Below are 17,059 nucleotides of genomic sequence, written 5' to 3'. Positions count from 1 at the left end.
GCCTCGGAGGGGAGGAGCAGCCCTCATGAGCGACGGCGGCGCCGAGCTCCTCTCGCTGCTCGCGACCGCGCTCGCGGCGTCGACGCCGCTCGTCTATGCGGCGGTCGGCGAGACGCTGACCGAGCGGGCCGGGGTCATCAACCTCTCGGCCGAGGGCGCGATGATGCTCTCGGCGATGGTCGGCTTCGCGGCCGCCCTGTCGACCGGGAGCGTCCTCGCCGGCTTCGCCGCCGCGGCCGCGACCGGAGCGCTCGTCGCGCTCGTCGTGGCGATCGGCGGGATCTACCTTGGCCGCTCCCAGATCGCGGTCGGCTTCGTCCTGGCGATGCTCTGCGCGGATCTCTCGTCGGTGCTCGGCGGCCCGTACGTGCGCGTCCCTGGCCCGACGGTGCCGGCGGCGTCGATCCCGGTGCTGCGGGACGTGCCGCTCGTGGGGCCGCTGCTGTTCCAGAGCGATCCCGTGGTGTACGGCAGCTACGTCCTCGTCGCCGGCGCGTGGCTGTTCCTTTATCGCACGCGCGCGGGGCTCCTCCTCCGCGCGGTGGGCGAGCAGCCGGCGGCGGCGCACGCGCGCGGGGCGCATGTGACGCGGGTGCGCACGGCGGCGACGCTCGCGGGCGGGGCGCTCGTGGGCATCGCCGGCGCGGCGTACTCGCTCGATTTCAAGGCGGGCTGGAGCCACCGCCACACGGCGGGCTACGGCTGGATCGCGCTGGCGATCGTGATCTTCGGCGGCTTCCATCCGGTGCGGGCGGCGCTCGGCGCGTACCTCTTCGGGGTGCTCTCGTCGGCGGCGAGCCTCGGCCAGAGCGCGCTCCCCTCGGTGCCGACGCAGGTCTTCAGCGTGGCGCCGTTCGCGCTGATGATCGCGGTCCTCGGGCTCACCTCGAGCGGGCTCCTGGAGCGCGCCTCCGCGCTGCTGCCCAGCGCCGCGCGCCGCCCGCTCCTGCGCGCGTTCGACGCGACGCCTCCCGCGGCGCTCGGGAAGCCCTACCCGGCGGACGACGGGGCGGAGGAGCGGCCGCGCGGCGTGGATCGGAGCGCCGAGGAGCGGCTGCGTGGCGTGGGTGATGGGGCGGAGGAGCCCCCGCGCGGAATGGATCAGCGGGCGAGATAACAGACCTCGAGCCAGGGGCGGTCGCTCTGGAGCGGGTGATCGCTCGAGCGGTACGACGTGCGCCCGTCCGGACCTTCCTCGACGAGGAAGCCGTAGTTCGGGGTCGTGCCGTCGACCCACGCCTGGACGAGCCCGGTCAGATCGGCGCTCATGGCATAGGGGCCGACATAGGTGAGCTCCGCCGCGGCGGCCTTGTCGTAGCTCGCGGCGAAGTCCTGCCAGGTCACTGTGTCTTCGCGCCACGGCGCGGTGATCCGGTGAGCGCGGACGGTCTGGTCGCTCGATCCGAAGGCGACGACGCCGAACTCTGCCGACGTGACGGTGGCCCCGGCGGGGATGCCGTCGAGCCCGAACCGATAGAGCGCCTGCTTGCGCGCGCCGCGGGTGTCGCCAGAGTAGTTGTACGGGATGTGGCCGTCGCTGTAGCGAGGGAAGGCTTCCCAGATATCGGCGTCCTCGACCGCGCCGAAGGCGCCCCGCTGCAGGGTGACGCACACGTCTTTGCACGCGTCCCCGAGGCCGTCAGCATCGCTGTCGAGCTGGTCTGGATTCGCGGCAGCGGGGCAGTTGTCGCAGGCGTCGCCGATCCCGTCGAGGTCGCTGTCGGTCTGGTCCCAGTTGGCGACGCTGGCGCAGTTGTCGATCGCATCGCAGAACGAATCGCCGTCGCTATCGCCGAGCGGACAAGGATCGCACGCGTCGCCGATCCCGTCTCCGTCCGCGTCGGCCTGGTCCGGGTTGTCGCGGTTGGCGCAGTTGTCGCAGCCCGCGCCCAGGCCCGGGGCGATGTCGTCGCCGTCGTCGCTCGAGAGCGACGACAGCCCGATCTCGTAGCCGTCGCAGACGTCGCGATCCGCGCAGGGGATCGGGCCGGAGACCGCATCGTAGATGCAGAGGAGCGACGCTCCTTCGGTCGCCTCGACGTACACCCGGGCGAAGCCGACGGCCGTCGACCCGCCGTCGACGACATCGACCTGGAGATCATTGCATGCTGCGGGATTGTAGAGGGCGAGGACGTCGGGCTCGGTGAACGTCCTCTGGAGCGTCGCCGTATTGCAATCGCAGCCGTTGGTGCTCGCGACCGTGTCGAGGTGGACCCCATTCAGGTACAGCGAGAACGCGCCGGCGCCGCAATCGGCGTGGTTGATGGTGAACGTGATCGCGGTCGGTGCTCCCAAGGCCGTCCCGGAAATCCCTGCGAGCACGAGGAGCGAGAAGCAAGCGCTAGCAGCGCTCGTATGGAAGTATCGCATGATTCTTCTTATATTCTTAGTTTAGACAACATACAACAACCCTGAGAGGTTTTTGGTTGGCTGGTGCGCGTGCATCTGTTGCATGGCGCCTTGGCGCCGTGGCGCGCAGTGAACAGCGGGATACGCGACGCGCAGTGAACGGCGGGATACGCGACGCGCAGTGAACGGCGGGATACGCGACGCGCAGTGAACACTGGGATACGTGATGCGCAGTGAACAGCGGGGTACACGGCGCGCAGTGAACGGTAGGGCACGCGCCGTGGGGTGAACGGCGGGGTACGCGACGCGGGTTACGGGTCCGGGCACGCCACACAGATCGCTCCGCTGCTCGAGGCGCTCGGGCTCGTCGGCGTAGTAGGCCAGGCTGTCCGGGTCGTGCCCAAGGGGCATCTCTATCGAACTGGGCGGGCGGGGCCAACCATCCGCGCTGTGAGCGGGCCGAAAGCGCCGCGAGCGAGGAGTTACCGCTGGTGCGCTCGCTCCCGGACGGCTGTACGGCGTCGCCAGAGCTCAGGAGGGGAAGTCTTGGTCCAAACGAGCGATCAGGTCTATCCGATCGACCCTTTGCCATGCGCTGCGCGCAGCCTCGACATGCTGGCGCTGGGTGACAGCGTCGGGCGCGATGGTGGCAAGACGGTGATGGGTCCGGCCGATGGAGCAGGGCTCGGGGATGCGCTGGTACAGCGCGAGGGCTTCTTCGTAGCGAGCACGGGCTGCGCTGGTATCGCTGTGGGCTTGCGCGAACTCTCCGAGGCGCCTGATGCAGTCGGCTTCGCCGCGCACAGACCCCACCTGCCGGTAGAGCGGCAGCGCTTCTTGGTAGCGCGCCCTCGCCTCGTCGTACTGCGAGCGCTCCAGCGCGATGTCTCCAAGACTCTTGATGCAATTGGCCTCGCCGTGCAGAGACCCCAGCTGCCGGTAGAGCGGCAGGGCTTCCTGGTAGCGCGCCCTCGCCTCGTCGTGCTGCGAACGTTCCAGCGCGATGTCTCCAACGCTCTTGATACAGTTGGCCTCACCGCGCACCGACCCCACCTGCCGGTAGAGAGGCAGCACTTCCTGGTAGCGCGCCCTCGCCTCGTCGTGCTGCGAACGTTCCAGCGCGATGTCTCCAACGCTCTTGATACAGTCGGCCTCACCGAGCACAGACCCCACCTGCCGATAGAGAGGCAGCGCTTCCTGGTAGCGCGCCCTCGCCTCATCGTGCATCGAACGCTCCCGCGCGACGTGTCCAAGGCTCTGGATGCAGTTGGCCTCACCGAGCACAGCCCCAACCTGCCGGTAGAGCCATAGCGCTTCCTGGTAGCGCGCTCTCGCCTCGTCGTGCTGCGAACGTTTCAACGCGATGTCTCCAAGGCTCTTGATGCAGTTGGCCTCACCGCGCACATCCCCCACCTGCCGGTAGAGCGGCAGCACTTCTTGGTAGCGCGTCCTCGCCTCGTCGTGCTGCGCACGCAAGAGCGCGAGGTTTCCAAGGCGTTTGATGCAGTCGGCCTCACCGAGCACATCCCCCACCTGCCGGTAGAGCGGCAGGGCTTGCTGGTAGCGCGCCCTCGCCTCGTCGTGCTGCGAACGTCTCAGCGCGATGTCTCCGAGGCTCTTGATGCAGTCGGCCTCACCGAGCACGTCCCCCACCTGCCGGTAGAGCGGCAGGGCTTGCTGGTAGCGCGCCCTCGCCTCGTCGTGCTGCGAACGTCTCAGCGCGATGTCTCCGAGGCTCTTGATGCAGTCGGCCTCACCGAACACATCCCCCACCTGCCGGTAGAGCGGCAGGGCTTGCTGATAGCGCGCCCTCGCCTCATCGTGCTGAGAGCGCGAGAGCGCGACGTCTCCAAGGCTCTGGGCGCACAGCGCCTCTCGCCGTCCGTCCCCGGTGCGCTGCGCCACCTCCAGCGCCCGACCAAGGGGCAATGAAGCCGCATGCCCGGAAAAACGCGCGAAGTTGGTCAACGCCGCCGCCGCGTCGATCCATCGCCCCGCTTCGACCCCCGTGAGCCCGCGTCGGATCACCGAATCCAGGTTCGCTGTCTCCGGCGCGAGCCGCGCCGCCGCCTCTGTGCCGCCGCGACTCCCCGGCACTGGCCCGAGCGTGCACGTGAGGTCCCCATAGTGATCCATCGCCCGCCCCAGGTCCTCCACGATCGGCGGGTACTCCGCTGCCACGTACTCGCGCACCGGCGAGAGCATCTTGAACCGGCCGCCCTCGAAGTAGGCCAGCCCCACCTGCGCCAGCGCGCGCGCCGCCGCCGGCCCCATTCCCGGCAGGAGCACCGCGAGATCCCGCTGCGCGATTCCGTCCGGCAGCACCGCCAGCACCGAGAGCAGCCGACGCGCGCCGGCTGTCATCCGCGGTGAGCCGATCGAGAGCTCCAGCGACGCCTTCCAGCTCCGGAGCCGATCGCGCGCGCCGCCGTCGCGCTCCAGCACCGCCGTGCGGCGCGCCTCCCACTCGTCCTTCAGGTTGATGAGGTCGTTTCCGTGGGTCGCGTGTGCGAGCAACGCGATCGCCAGCGGAATACCCTCCATCAGGGAAAGCAGCGCCGAGAGCGCCGGCTTGCTCCGGTGCTCCTCGCCCGCGATGGCGCAGAACACTGCCTCCGCCTCGGCACGTCGCAGCGCTCGGAGATCAATCGGCGAATTCCAGGTCACCCTCCCCGGCCGGCCCGCGCCGCGCACCGACGCCACGAGCGACAGGCCTGGAACGGCCGCGAGCTCCGCGAGCAACGCCTCGGTCCCGGGCTGGTCGTCGCCATCCCAGGGCGTCTCCAGATTGTCCAGCACGAGCACGGCCGGGCCTGCTGCGAGGAACGACATCGCCCGCTGCCACAGATCCGGCCCGGAGGCGACGCGCAGCGCGCCGGCCAGCGCGACGGCTGCAGATTCGGCATCTGGCGCAGCGTCGAGCCGCGCGAAGAAGCGCCGCTCCCCGAAGCGAGCCACCACCTCCGGGCGGTGCAGGACCGCCAGGCTGACCGTGCTCTTGCCGACACCCGCAGCGCCGAGGAGCAGCACGCGTCCCGGCGGTTCGCGCACCAGCGCCGCGACGATGGCATCCACCTCCAGACCCCGGCCGATGCACAGCTCCGCCGGTGGCAGCCCCGCGGCCAGGGCGCTCCGTCCTCCCGGAGCCGCCCGCCGGCTCATCACGCCCTCGACCACGGCGCGCAAGCCACGCACCACCTCGGTCCACGCCTCGCCCCGAACCGGCCAGCCCTCGACAGGCCGCCCGCCCTCGGGGAGCGGAGCAAGCTTGCCGAACTCGGTCCAACCCCAGTCGCAAGGTCGGACAGGCACGGGCACGACCACCACCTCGCCAGCGGCGCGCCGGGCGAGAGCGCGCGCTGCCTCCTCATCGAAGTGACGATCGGAGGCGAGGAAAGCGGGACTCACCAGCAGCACCACCACCTCAGCCGCCTCGATCTGCGCGCGCGCTTCCGCCGCCGGTTCTCCCTCTGCGGCGATCCGGTCGTCGTGCCAGACCTCGATCAACCCGCTGCGCTCGATGGGCCTCAGGTGGACCTCGACCTCGGCACGCAACGCGGCGTCCTCCGGGGCAGACGAGATGAAGAGACGAACCGGCTTCGGCATGCGCGCACAGAGCTGCAGTTTGCTCCGGCGAGTTTACAGACCTCTCCCTGGGCTGGATAGCCCAGGACGCCCGCCCGATTGCATGGACGGCCGGATGCCAGCGGGCAGATACAGTCCACCGGCTCCGCTCGCCGCGCGGAAGCGGCTGAAGCAATCGTCGTGGTCGATGGACCACGAGGCACGCCTGCCGGCCAAGCTCCCCGCCGCGCTGCTCCTCGCCATCGCCCTGACGCTCGCGCCGAGCACGACGCGCAGCCGCCGCGCCGCGCCACGCATGCCAGGACCCGAGCCGCCCCGGAGCCTCGATCCCGTGGCCGTGAACCGCGATTGCGAGCGGTGCTACATCGCTCGTTCGAGGTAGCTTGCCGAGGGACACCCCATGAAGAAGCTCGCCCTGCCGGTCCTCCTCCTCCCGCTCGCCCTCGCGGCGTGCAAGCGGGGCGACAGCGAGGCGCACCGCGATCCAGCCCCGCCAGCGCCGGCGGCCGCGCCGCCCCCAGCGCCCAACGCGTCGGCATCTGCTCCGGCGTCGGGGGCGTCGCCCGCGGTCGCCTGCTTCAACCCTGCGGAGGTCCTCCGCGAGGTGAGGCTCGCGGGCGCGCCGTAACGGCTCAGCTGATCCCCATGGGCGCGCCACCCTCGGCGACGAACCGATCGGCGATGTCCACGAGGAGCGCGTCCGTGGCGGGCTTGCTCTTCACGGTGACCTGCGTCTCATCCGGCAGGAGCACGAACGAGCCGACCACCTTGCCGTCGAGCCGCACCTCGTGGCTCCCGCCGGGCGGAGCAGGGGCAACCTCGTAGACCTTGCCGTCGCGTGCCTTGATCTTCATGACCTAGCGGTAGCACGCAGGAACGCCGAGCGCGTTCCCCCGCGCGGCAGCCCCCGGCCCGCCGCCTCGGGCAAGAGCCCCTCCACCGCGGGCGGATTGCGCGGTAGGATGCGGCTGCGCGCCGAGCGCGAGGAGTGTTCACCGTGCCGAGATCCGACGATCGCTGATGCTGACGCCAGAGCCTGGCCAGCCCCCCGAAGCCGGCGGCGGCGGATGGATCGTCCTCGGCGTCCTGAACGAGATCCTCCTCAAGCTCGCCAACCAGCCGGACCTGCGGTCGCTGTGGGAAGAGGTCTGCGCGAGCGCGCGCTGGATCGTCCCCTCCCAGCGGCTCTGTGTCGTGCTCGCCAACGACGGCGGCGGCGCCAGGATCGCGGCGAGGTACCAGCGCGGCACCTTCGAGTACGGGGCGCCCGAGGGCGGCGGCGTCGTCGTGGACGCCTGGATGGTCGCGGCGCTGGAGGCGCAGCGCCCCGCGTGGTTCAGGGGGCCGTGGGACGAGGCGCGCGAGGCGGATCGCGCGCGCGCGTGGCTCCTCGCGGACGACCCCGACGTCGTCTTCCACGTGCCGATCCAGGTCTACAAGAAGACCATCGGCACGATGCTCTTCGCCCTGGAAGACCAGCGCCAGATCGACCGGAAGGCGCTGGCGAGCGCGACCACGTACGCGCTGTACGTCGGGGCCACGTACACGACGCTCAAGAACTCGCTCGACCTCGCCGCCGCGAGCGCGCAGCTGCGCGAGCAGAACGACGAGCTCGAGCGGGTCCAGATCGAGCTGCGCCTGCAGCTCGATCGGGTCCGCGCGGCGCACGAGGCGATGCTCGAGATGTCGACGCCGATCATCCAGGTGTGGGACGGCGTGCTCACGCTGCCGGTGATCGGCACCATCGACAGCGCGAGGGCGGCCCGCATGATGGAAGAGGTGCTCGACGCGGTGGTCCGGCACGGCGCCCGCTTCATGATCGTGGACCTCACCGGCGCGCAGGCGGCGGACACCTCGACCATCGATCACCTGCTGCGGATCTTCGCGGCGACGAGGCTGCTCGGCAGCCAGTGCATCGTCTCCGGCGTCCCGACGGCGATGGTCGGGCGCATCCTGGAGTCCGGCGGCAGCCTCGACGGGATCCCGGTGTTCAGCACGCTGAAGAGCGCGCTCGAGCACGCGGTGGGCGCGCTGCGGCAGCAGGCGCAGCCGGCGCGCCGGTAGCCGCCGCAGCCGGAGGAGCGCCCGGACCGGAGCGGTGTCGACCGCGCCGCGCGCCGCGCGCCCCCCGCTGTGATACGTCCGCGGTCCCACACAGGAGCGTGACGGATGAAGCTCGCGATGATCGGACTCGGCAGGATGGGCGCCAACATGGCGCGCCGGCTCATGCGCGGCGGCCACGAGGTCGTCGCGTTCGATCTGAACCAGGACAGCGTGAAGCGGCTCGGCGAGGAGGGCGCGGCGACGGCCTCTTCCCTGGGCGACGCGGTGGCGCAGCTCGAGTCGCCGCGCGTGGTCTGGGTCATGCTGCCCGCGGGCGCGCCCACCGAGCGCGTCGTCGGAGAGCTCGGCGAGCAGCTCGGCGAGGGCGACGTGATCATCGACGGGGGCAACACCTACTTCAAGGACGACGTCCGCCGCGCCAGGGCGCTCGCCCCGAAGGGCATCCGCTACGTCGACGTGGGGACGAGCGGCGGCGTGTGGGGGATCGACCGCGGCTACTGCCTCATGGTGGGCGGCGCGCCAGAGGCGTTCGCCCTGGTGCAGCCGATCCTGCGGACGCTCGCGCCGGGGCCGGGGGACATCCCGCGCACGCCGGGCAGGCAGGAGGCCCTGGGCGGCGCGCAGAGCACGTCGGAGGACGGCTACCTGCACTGCGGCCCGGTCGGCGCCGGGCACTTCGTGAAGATGGTCCACAACGGCATCGAGTACGGCCTCATGCAGGCCTACGCGGAGGGGTTCGACATCCTCAAGAACGCCGCCACGGAGCGCCTGCCCGAGGAGCACCGGTACGCGTTCGACCTCGGCGAGATCGCCGAGGTCTGGCGGCGGGGCAGCGTCGTGGGTTCGTGGCTGCTCGACCTCACCGCGATCGCCCTCGCCGAGAGCCCCGAGCTCGCCGGGTACAGCGGCTTCGTGCAGGACTCCGGCGAGGGCCGCTGGACCGTGATGGCGGCGATCGAGGAGGCCGTCCCCGCCGAGGTGCTGTCCTCCGCGCTCTACGCGCGCTTCCGCTCACGCCACGATCACACCTTCGCGGAGAAGGTCCTCTCCGCGATGCGGCACAAGTTCGGCGGGCACCTGGAGCGCCCCACGGGGGGCTGAGCGGCGTCCCTGCCTGCCGATCGAGCGCGGCCCCTGGAGCGCTCCCTGCGCGCCCGTGCGCGTGGCGCCGCGGAAGAGACCTCATCCTCCTGAAGAAGCTCACGAATGGGCGGTAAACTTCTGAAATTGTTATATTTTTAGCTCTCAGCTCAAAGGAGCTCCGACGACTCGCGATCGTCGGGCTGCGCGCGCTGGCCGGCGGCGAGGAGCGCCTCGGCGAGGAGCATCGCGTCGACCGGCCAGAGCTCGGGCGGACGCCGGTGCTTCGCCCCTGCCTCGGGGAGCGGGCGACAGCTGAGCACGAGGCGGCGGAAGCGGTCAGGGACGGCGTCCCGGCCGTGCGCTGCGCCGAGCAGCGCGCCGGCGATCGCGGCGTTCGTATCGGTGTCGCCGCCGGCCATCACCGTGTCGACGAGGCCCCGCTCGAGCGAGGGCGCGTGGAGGAGCTGGTAGAAGGCGTTCTGCAGGGCGATGAGGACCCAGCCGGCCTGGTGCGAGAAGCTCCGGGGCGGGGCGCTGCGCGCGGCCGTGAGCGCGGCGACGACCGCGCGCTCGCCGCTCCCCTCCGCCTCGTCGAGGGCGGCCGCGAAGGCACCCTCGACGCCGGCGCCGCCCACCGCCGCCGCGATGGCCGCGACGAACGCGGCGGAGGCGGCGCAGCAGACCGGGTGGGGGTGCGTGAGCGCGCTGTCGTCGCGCGCCCAGGCCGCGGCCTCCCGCGGGCGGCCCGCGCCGAGGACGCCGAGGGGCGCCGCGCGCATCACCGAGCCGTTCGCCTCGCTCGTCAGGCTCGCGGCGGCGCGGGCGCGCTCGCGGCGCGAGCCGGGCAGCGGCGCGCCCGCGGCGGCCCTGAGCGCGGCCGCCGTGGTGTTGCCGATGTCGAACGGGCTTGAGCCGTACCAGTGCACGTAGGCGTCGAGCGCGGCCTCCGCGACGAAGCCGCGCTTGCGGACGATCGAGCGCGCGAGCATGAGCGCCATCTCGGAGTCGTCGGTCGGCTGCCCGGCCAGCGTGCCCCACGTGCCGCCGTCGGCGAGGTCGCGGACGCCGTCCGGGTAGAGCGGCGCGATCGCCTCCGCCGTGCGGAACTCGACGAGCGCGCCGAGCGCGTCCCCCGCGAGCTGGCCGAGCAGGCAGCCCTGGGCGCGTGAGAGCGTGCCAGCTCCCTCGACGAGCAGGCTGTGCGAGGGGCGCAGCAGCCCGTACGTGCCCTGCGGCGGCGGGATGCGGCCGTGGATGACGGCGTTCCACGGGCGGCGCGCGAGCTCGCGCACGACCGCGGGGGCGCCGCCGAACAGGCGGCAGACCTCGCCGTCGCCCTGCGCGGTGTAGGTGATGGGCGCGCCGTCGTCGTCGACGAGCTCGCCGCCCGCGGCGCGCACGAGCGCGTGCCCGGCGGCGTAGTCCCAGCTGCGGGGCCGGCTGAGCGAGACCGCGGCGACGCCCTCGCCGGCCGCGGCCAGGGCGAGCCGGTAGGCGAGGCTCGGGAGGGCGAGGAACCGCGCGGGGGCGACGCAGCGGGCGTTGCGGGCGGGGAGGTAATCCGCCGACTGCGAGAGCAGCACGACGGCGTAGCGATCGAGCGCGCCGCCGGCGAGCGACGACGAGACGGCGGCGCCGTTGCGCCGGATCGGCCCGGCGCCCTCGGCCCAGGCGATGAGATCGCCGTCGTCGTCGGGATAGGCGTACGCGAAGACGACGCCGAGCACCGGGGTGCCCTCGCGGAGGAGGCCGATGGAGACCGAGGCGCCACGGTAGCCGTGCAGGAAGGACGCGGTGCCGTCGTGCGGATCGACGACCCAGCGGTGCGACGGGTCCACGCCGTCCAGGGCGCCGGTCTCCTCGCCGAGGAACGCGTAGGGGGTGGCCCCGGTGAGCGCGTCCCGCAGCAGGAGCTCGACCTCCACGTCGACGTCGGCGCTCGTCCCGGCGCCGCGTGGGCCGCCCGGGCGGTGGAACTCCGCGCGGAGGAGCGCGCCAGCGCGGCGCGCCGCATCGACGGCCAGCGTGAGCTCAGCGTCGTAGCCCATGCCGTTCCCCTGGTTCCACGCGAGGCACCCTACCCCAGGTCGGCGCGCTGGCGGTGGCCGGCGTCGAGATCGCCCGGGGGAGGCGCGGCGCCGTAGCCGCGCACATCGGCGACGGCCGCGTCGACCTGCGCGACGATGGTGCGGGCGTGATCGAGGAACGCCGCGCCGGCCGGCAGGAGCCGCATGCCGCGCGCGGTGCGCTCGAACAGCTGCGCGCCGAGCTCGTCCTCCAGGCCGCGGATCTGCCGGCTGAGGGGCGGCTGCGCGATGTGGAGGCGGCGAGCGGCGCGGCCGACGTGGCCCTCCTCGGCGACGGCGATGAAGTAACGGATCTGCGAGAGGCTCACGCGGCCGATTCTAGCCCGAACCCCGCGCGCGGGGAGCCGCGCGCGAGGACCCGAGATCAAAACGGTATTGGATGGCCGCTCGCTGCGCGCGCATACGCCTGGCATGAACGTGGAACTCCTCAGGCCTCACGCGTGCGAGGCGATGCGGCGCGCAGGGCGCGCGGCGGCGGCGACGCTCTCGGCCGTCGGGGCGCGGCTCCAGCCCTTCGTGACGACGGCGGACATCGATCAGTGGGTGCGCGAGGACACAGCGCGGCGCGGCGGCCGCCCCAGTCAGCTCGGCTACAAGGGCTTCCCTGCGGCCGTGTGCACGAGCCGGAACCACGTCGTGTGTCACGGGATCCCGCGGCGCGACGAGGTGCTCCTGCCGGGCGACATCGTCAACGTCGACGTGACCACGGAGCTCGGCGGCTACCACGGCGACACCTCCGCGACGTTCTTCATCGGGGACCCGAGCCCCGAGGCGCTGCACGTGGTGGACGTCGCCAGGCGCTGCCGGGACGCGGGCATCGCCGTCGTGCGCGACGGGGCGCGGCTCGGCGACATCGGCGCGGCCATCGAGGAGATCGCGCGGGCGGAGGGGTGCGGCGTGGTCCGCGAGGTCGGCGGGCACGGCATCGGGCGGAGGATGCACCTGCCGCCGCACGTCGCGCACACCGGGGTGCGCGGGGCGGGCATGCGGCTCCGCGCCGGGATGGCCATCACGATCGAGCCGATGGTCAACCTGGGCTCGCACCGCATCCGCACGCTCGACGACGGGTGGACCATGGTCACGGAGGACGGCAGCCTCTCGGCGCAGTTCGAGCACACCGTGCTCGTCACGCGGGACGGCTGCGAGATCCTGACGCTCTCCTGACGCTCCGAGCGCCGCGCTGAGGCCTGCGCCCGCGCGCTCGCAGGCCGAGGATCCTGGGAAATGCTAGGATGAGGGCCTATGCGGCAGGCGCTCGAGCACGGCTACGCGTTCGATCCCGACGACCCGCGCGCCCCTTCCGAGGCGACGTGGGAGCGCATGACCGACGAGGAGCGCGCGCGGGTCGTGGACATGCTTCCGTCCGAGTTCGAGCTCGAGCCGCCCGAGGGCGATCCGCACCGTGTGGCGGCGGCGCAGGTGATCGCGACGCTCGACGCGTATTTCCGCCGGAGCGGGCGGAGGGTCTACCTGTCCTCGAACCTCGCGGTGTTCTACCCGGACGAGCCTGCCTTCGCGCCGGATCTGCTCGCCGTCCTCGACGTGGAGCCTGGCGAGAGGATGAAATGGGTCGTCGGCGCGGAGCGCAAGGGGCTCGATCTGGTCCTGGAGGTGGCCTACGCGGGCAACCTGACGAAGGATTTCGAGACCAACGTCGAGCGTTACGCCCGGCTCGGCATCTCCGAGTACTTCATCTTCGACCGGCGCCGGCTGAGCCTCCGCGGGTACAGGCTCCCGCCGGCCGACACGGCGCGCAGGGCGCGGAGCTACCAGCCCGTCCTGCCCCAGGCAGGACGGTTCGCGTCGCAGGTGCTCGGGCTGGAGCTCGCGGTGGAGGGCTCGAAGCTGCGCTTCTTCAGCGGGACGGCGAAGCTGGAAGAGGCGGATGAGCTGATCGCGCGGCTCGGCGTGATGCTCGACGACGTGCTCGCGCGCAAGGACGAGGCGGAGCTGCGCGCCGCGGACGAGGCTAGCCGCGCCGAGGAGGCCGAGCTTCGCGCCGAGGCGGAGGCCAGGCGCGCCGAGGCGGAGGCCAGGCGCGCCGAGGCGGAGGCCAGGCGCGCTGCGGACGAGGCCAAGCGCGCTGCGGACGAGGCCAAGCGCGCGTCGGACCTGGAGCGCCAGCTCGCCGAGGCGCTGGCCGAGATCGAGCGCCTCCGCCGCAACTGACCGCTCGCGCCGCGGCGTCACACCCCCTTGGTCACCCAGGCCCAGACGAACTCGCACTCCATCGGCGACGCGCCGCTCTCGTCCGTCACCGTGACGGCGACTGTCACGTCCCCTTTCGGCTGGTCCAGGAAGGACTGGCGTTGCTCTGGCGTGAGGGTCGCGACCGCGCGAAGGCCGCCTCGGGCGCGGCGCGTGTAGTCGATCTTCATGCTGCGCAGGAGCGGCAGCTTGTCTTCGGGCAGGTTGACGGCGACGACGAAGCCGGTCGCCGTCTCGGCCAGGAGCCCCGCCGCGGCGGCGTGCACCCCGCCGATGTGGTTCCGCACCCTTCCCCCGTTGGCGAGCCGCAGCGCCACCCGATCCGAGCTTACCTCGTCGAACTGGACCCCGGCGGTCCCGGTGAACGGCACCATGCGCTGGAACAGCACGCTTTGCGCGCGCGTGCGAAGGAAGGACGGAAGCGCCTGGAGCGGCGCGAGCGAGCGGGCGATGAAGTTCAGCTGGGACATAGACCCTCCGGAGGCGAGCTTAGCGCATGCCGGCCCGGCGCCTCATCAGGCTGTGAGCGGCGCGGCCCCCACGTCAGCGCCGCCGCCGCTGTGGCTTGTTCACCGCGACCGCGGCCTCTTCCTCGGCCTGCTCCGCCGCGGAGCGCGCGGTGTCCGTCTCGACGCGCAGCTTGCCCCGGCGGTCCCCCTCCTCCGTCGCGCCGATGCGCTGGCGTGGGGCCGCACCAGGGCGCCAGTCCTTCCCGATCGCCCTCGCCATGGCCACCTCGTGCCTGCGGCGATGCTGCTCGTGCCACCACCGCATCTGCTCGGCCTCCTCCGCCCAGTCGTCCTCGTGCGCGGTGAACGCGACGAGCGCGTGGATGCCGAGGCCGATGGCCCAGAGCAGCGGGACGATCGACACCCAGAACGCGACGCCGAGCAGGAAGCCGAGCGTGAGGAGCACCGCGTTGACGATGAGGTAAACGCCGAGGTGCCGGTAGAAATCGCGGCGCTTGCGCCGGAGCCACGTCGCGCGCTCGGCGGCGGTCGCCGCGCTCGACCTCCGCTCCACGTCGTCGCGCTCACGCGCGCGGAGCGCGCGGCTCGCCTCGCGCAGCGCCTCGGGGGCCACGCCCACCTCCTCGGCCGCGGCGAGCAGGTCGTCGAAGCCGAGGCGCGCGTCGCCCCGCGGGGCGCGCGCATCGCCTCCGTCGGCGGCGGCCTGGCGCTCGATCGCCTGCGCGAGCACGTCGCGGACCTCCTCGGTCGAGAACCGCTGCGCCGCGGTCTCGCCGCCGCGAGGCGCCTCGCTCCCCTTCGCGCCGGGCGCCTGCGCGGGCGGCGCGGACGTCGCCGACGTCGCGGCCGCGGGCGCGGCGGGCGCCTCACCCCTGCCGGCCGCCTCGAGGGCGCGCAGGAGCTCGTCCATCGACGCGAACCGATCGTCGGGGCGCTTCGACAGCGCGCGCAGCACGACCGCGCTCACCGCGGGCGGGACGGCGGCGGCGTCGAGCAGGGCGCGGTCGGCCTCGTCGGTGAGGATCGACGCGACGACGGCGAGCACGTCGCCGGCGCCGCGCCAGGGCAGCCTGCCGGTGAGGAGCTCGAAGGCGAGCACGCCCCACGCGAACTGGTCCGCGCGCCCGTCGAGCTCGGCGCCGCGGATCTGCTCCGGGGCCATGTAGACCGGCGTCCCGAGCTTGACGCCGAGCGCGGTCAGCGTCGGCAGCGCGGGGGCCTCGGTGGACGCGCTCGGATCGGCGTTTCCGGCGGCGCGGCGCGCGATGCCGAAGTCGAGCACCTTGATCACCCCGTCGTCCCGGACCATCACGTTCTCCGGCTTGATGTCCCGGTGGACGAGCCCCCGCCGGTGCGCCGCAGCGAGCGCGCGGGCGACGTCGGCGAGCCAGGCGACCCGCGTCGAGGCCGGCGCGCCTGCGCCGTCGATGGCGCTGCGCAGGGTGCGGCCCGGGACGAGCTCCATCACGATGAACGGCGTCCCATCGAGCTCACCCACGTCGAAGATCGAGACGGCGTTCGGGTGGTCGAGCGCTGCGGCGGCGCGCGCCTCGCGGAGCAGGCGCGCGCCTGCGTCCTCGTCCACGGCGCCGCCCGCGATCACCTTGACCGCGACGCGCCGCCCGAGCCGCGCGTCGTGCGCCCGGTAGACGCAGCCCATCCCCCCCTGCCCGATGGCGGCCTCGATCGTGTACCGCTCGAACGAATCGCCCGGCTTCAGCATTGCCGGCGGGGAGCCTAATGGATCCGCGCGGGCTTGGACAGGCGGCCCTTGGCCGGGAGCGGCGCGTGTGGAGGTCGATCCGCGGCCGCATGACGCCCCGTTGGCCGCGGAGGGCCCGGCGGCGTGGCGTCAACTCCACGGACCGCGGCGCCGCGGCTTGTGTAAGGTGGCGCCATGTCATCGCATCGAACGATGCTGCTCGGCGTCGCGGTCGGGGCAGCGGGCGGTCTCACGGCGAACGCCGTCGCGGCAGGGCACCCGACGCTCACCTGGATCGTCGATCACATCACCTACCCGGTGGGCCAGATCTTCCTGCGCCTGCTGTTCATGCTCGTGCTCCCGATCTTGTTCTCGGCGCTCGTCATGGGCGTCTGCGAGCTCGATCTGAAGCACGTCGGCCGGCTCGGCCTGCGGACGCTGGGCTACACGGCCGTCGTCTCGAGCATCGCGGTGCTGATCGGCCTCCTCCTGGTGAACCTGATCCGCCCGGGTGACGGCCTGCCCGAGGCGGTCCGGAGCCTCGCGCACGGCGGGGGGATCAAGGCGGCGACCGCGCCGGTCGACACCTCGCCGGTGGGGATGATCATCGCGATGGTGCCGGACAACATCTTCAAGGCGGCGGCAGGGGGCGACGTGCTCGCGGTGATCACGTTCTCGCTGCTCTTCGGCATCGGCCTGTCGCTCGCCCAGACCGACGCGGCGACGCGGCTCCGCGAGTGCATCCAGGGGCTGCTCGACGTCTCGATGCGGCTCATCGAGGGGGTGCTCCGGTTCGCGGCGATCGGCGTGGGAGCGCTGCTCTTCACGATCACGTCCCGCATGGGCATCGGCATCATGCAGCAGCTGGCGGCGTACGTGCTCACCGTGCTGCTCGGCCTCGGCCTGCACATGTTCGTGGTCTACTCGCTCTCGGTCCGATTCCTCGGCGGGATGTCGCCGGTCGCGTTCTTTCGTGGGAGCCGGACGGCGATCGTGACGGCATTCTCGACCGCCTCGTCGAACGCTACGCTGCCTACCGCGCTGAAGGTGGCCGAGGAGGAGCTGAAGCTGCCGCCGTCCATCGCGCGCTTCGTGCTGACCGCCGGCGCCGCGATGAACCAGAACGGGACGGCGCTGTTCGAGGGGGTGACGGTGCTCTTCCTGGCGCAGGTCTACGGCGTCTCGCTGACCTTCGGGCAGCAGGCGACCGTGATGCTCATCTCGGTGCTCGGTGGGATCGGCACGGCGGGCATCCCTGCCGGCTCGCTGCCCGTCATCGCGATGATCCTGGGGATGCTCGGCATCCCGCCCGAGGGGCTCGGCCTGGTCCTCGGGGTGGATCGGTTCCTCGACATGTGCCGGACCGTGATCAACGTGGTGGGGGACCTGGCAGCAGCGGTGTTCGTGTCGCGGGATCAGCACCCGAAGCCGCAGCAAGCAGCCGGCGCGTGACCGGACGGGGCGAGCCCCCACACGCGGGGCCTCGCAGCGGCGGCGTCGCGCCCCGCAGA

Annotated in this window: 15 protein-coding genes; 8 read left to right on the top strand and 7 right to left on the bottom strand. The window is 72.4% G+C overall.

Features of this window, described 5'->3' with window-relative positions; genetic code table 11:
* The first annotated feature begins 25 nt into the window (after positions 1–25).
* On the top strand, positions 26–1,117 hold the full coding sequence (locus tag WMF14_RS20205; protein WP_437803177.1) for an ABC transporter permease: 1,092 nt from the start codon (positions 26–28) through the stop codon (positions 1,115–1,117).
* Here WMF14_RS20205 and WMF14_RS20200 read toward each other — a convergent pair.
* Complete coding sequence (locus WMF14_RS20200; RefSeq protein WP_437803175.1) at positions 1,102–2,295, bottom strand: DNRLRE domain-containing protein; 1,194 nt, start codon at positions 2,293–2,295, stop codon at positions 1,102–1,104. The two genes, WMF14_RS20205 and WMF14_RS20200, sit on opposite strands and share 16 nt — an antisense overlap.
* A 585-nt stretch (positions 2,296–2,880) precedes the next feature.
* Entirely contained in the window at positions 2,881–5,955 is a 3,075-nt protein-coding gene (locus WMF14_RS20195) for a tetratricopeptide repeat protein (RefSeq protein ID WP_437803173.1), read from the bottom strand.
* A gap of 166 nt (positions 5,956–6,121) precedes the next feature.
* On the opposite strand from WMF14_RS20195, the gene WMF14_RS20190 reads away from it, so the two are divergent.
* Both WMF14_RS20190 and WMF14_RS20185 read left to right on the top strand, forming a co-directional pair.
* Positions 6,122–6,316 (top strand): hypothetical protein, encoded by a 195-nt coding sequence (locus WMF14_RS20190; protein ID WP_437803171.1) that lies wholly within the window; start codon positions 6,122–6,124, stop codon positions 6,314–6,316.
* An 18-nt stretch (positions 6,317–6,334) separates the two neighbouring features.
* Positions 6,335–6,562, top strand: coding sequence for a hypothetical protein (locus WMF14_RS20185; protein ID WP_437803169.1), 228 nt, complete (start codon positions 6,335–6,337; stop codon positions 6,560–6,562).
* A gap of 4 nt (positions 6,563–6,566) precedes the next feature.
* Here WMF14_RS20185 and WMF14_RS20180 read toward each other — a convergent pair whose 3' ends face one another.
* Positions 6,567–6,788: a hypothetical protein gene (locus WMF14_RS20180; RefSeq protein WP_012236178.1), complete on the bottom strand. Its 222-nt coding sequence runs from the start codon at positions 6,786–6,788 to the stop codon at positions 6,567–6,569.
* A 166-nt stretch (positions 6,789–6,954) separates the two neighbouring features.
* Between WMF14_RS20180 and WMF14_RS20175 the strand changes: the two genes are divergently transcribed.
* Together WMF14_RS20175 and gnd are read left to right on the top strand one after the other, a co-directional pair.
* Positions 6,955–7,998 carry an STAS domain-containing protein gene (locus tag WMF14_RS20175; RefSeq protein ID WP_272099122.1) on the top strand — a complete coding sequence of 348 codons (1,044 nt, stop codon included), beginning with the start codon at positions 6,955–6,957 and terminating at the stop codon, positions 7,996–7,998.
* A 105-nt stretch (positions 7,999–8,103) separates the two neighbouring features.
* On the top strand, positions 8,104–9,099 hold the full coding sequence (gene gnd, locus WMF14_RS20170; protein WP_437803167.1) for a phosphogluconate dehydrogenase (NAD(+)-dependent, decarboxylating): 996 nt from the start codon (positions 8,104–8,106) through the stop codon (positions 9,097–9,099).
* 149 nt (positions 9,100–9,248) lie between these two features.
* Here gnd and WMF14_RS20165 read toward each other — a convergent pair whose 3' ends face one another.
* Complete coding sequence (locus tag WMF14_RS20165; protein WP_437803165.1) at positions 9,249–11,129, bottom strand: inositol monophosphatase family protein; 1,881 nt, start codon at positions 11,127–11,129, stop codon at positions 9,249–9,251.
* A gap of 29 nt (positions 11,130–11,158) precedes the next feature.
* Positions 11,159–11,476, bottom strand: a complete 318-nt coding sequence (locus tag WMF14_RS20160) for a LysR family transcriptional regulator (protein ID WP_012236172.1) — start codon at positions 11,474–11,476, stop codon at positions 11,159–11,161.
* A 103-nt stretch (positions 11,477–11,579) separates the two neighbouring features.
* Here WMF14_RS20160 and map point away from each other — a divergent pair, with 103 nt between their 5' ends.
* Positions 11,580–12,332 carry a type I methionyl aminopeptidase gene (gene map, locus WMF14_RS20155; RefSeq protein ID WP_272099116.1) on the top strand — a complete coding sequence of 251 codons (753 nt, stop codon included), beginning with the start codon at positions 11,580–11,582 and terminating at the stop codon, positions 12,330–12,332.
* A 78-nt stretch (positions 12,333–12,410) separates the two neighbouring features.
* On the top strand, positions 12,411–13,337 hold the full coding sequence (locus WMF14_RS20150) for a Uma2 family endonuclease (protein WP_437803162.1): 927 nt from the start codon (positions 12,411–12,413) through the stop codon (positions 13,335–13,337).
* Positions 13,338–13,354: 17 nt separating this feature from the next.
* On the opposite strand, the gene WMF14_RS20145 is transcribed toward WMF14_RS20150, so the two are convergent.
* Positions 13,355–13,846 (bottom strand): hotdog fold domain-containing protein, encoded by a 492-nt coding sequence (locus WMF14_RS20145; protein WP_272099112.1) that lies wholly within the window; start codon positions 13,844–13,846, stop codon positions 13,355–13,357.
* 73 nt (positions 13,847–13,919) lie between these two features.
* Positions 13,920–15,569, bottom strand: a complete 1,650-nt coding sequence (locus WMF14_RS20140) for a protein kinase domain-containing protein (protein ID WP_437803160.1) — start codon at positions 15,567–15,569, stop codon at positions 13,920–13,922.
* Between the two features lie 174 nt (positions 15,570–15,743).
* On the opposite strand from WMF14_RS20140, the gene WMF14_RS20135 reads away from it, so the two are divergent.
* Positions 15,744–17,000: a dicarboxylate/amino acid:cation symporter gene (locus tag WMF14_RS20135; protein WP_437803158.1), complete on the top strand. Its 1,257-nt coding sequence runs from the start codon at positions 15,744–15,746 to the stop codon at positions 16,998–17,000.
* Positions 17,001–17,059 lie beyond the last annotated feature (59 nt).

This window comes from Sorangium sp. So ce693, from assembly GCF_051521375.1.
GTDB classification, from domain to species: domain Bacteria; phylum Myxococcota_A; class Polyangia; order Polyangiales; family Polyangiaceae; genus Sorangium; species Sorangium atrum.
This window is presented reverse-complemented; position numbering and strand designations above follow the sequence as displayed.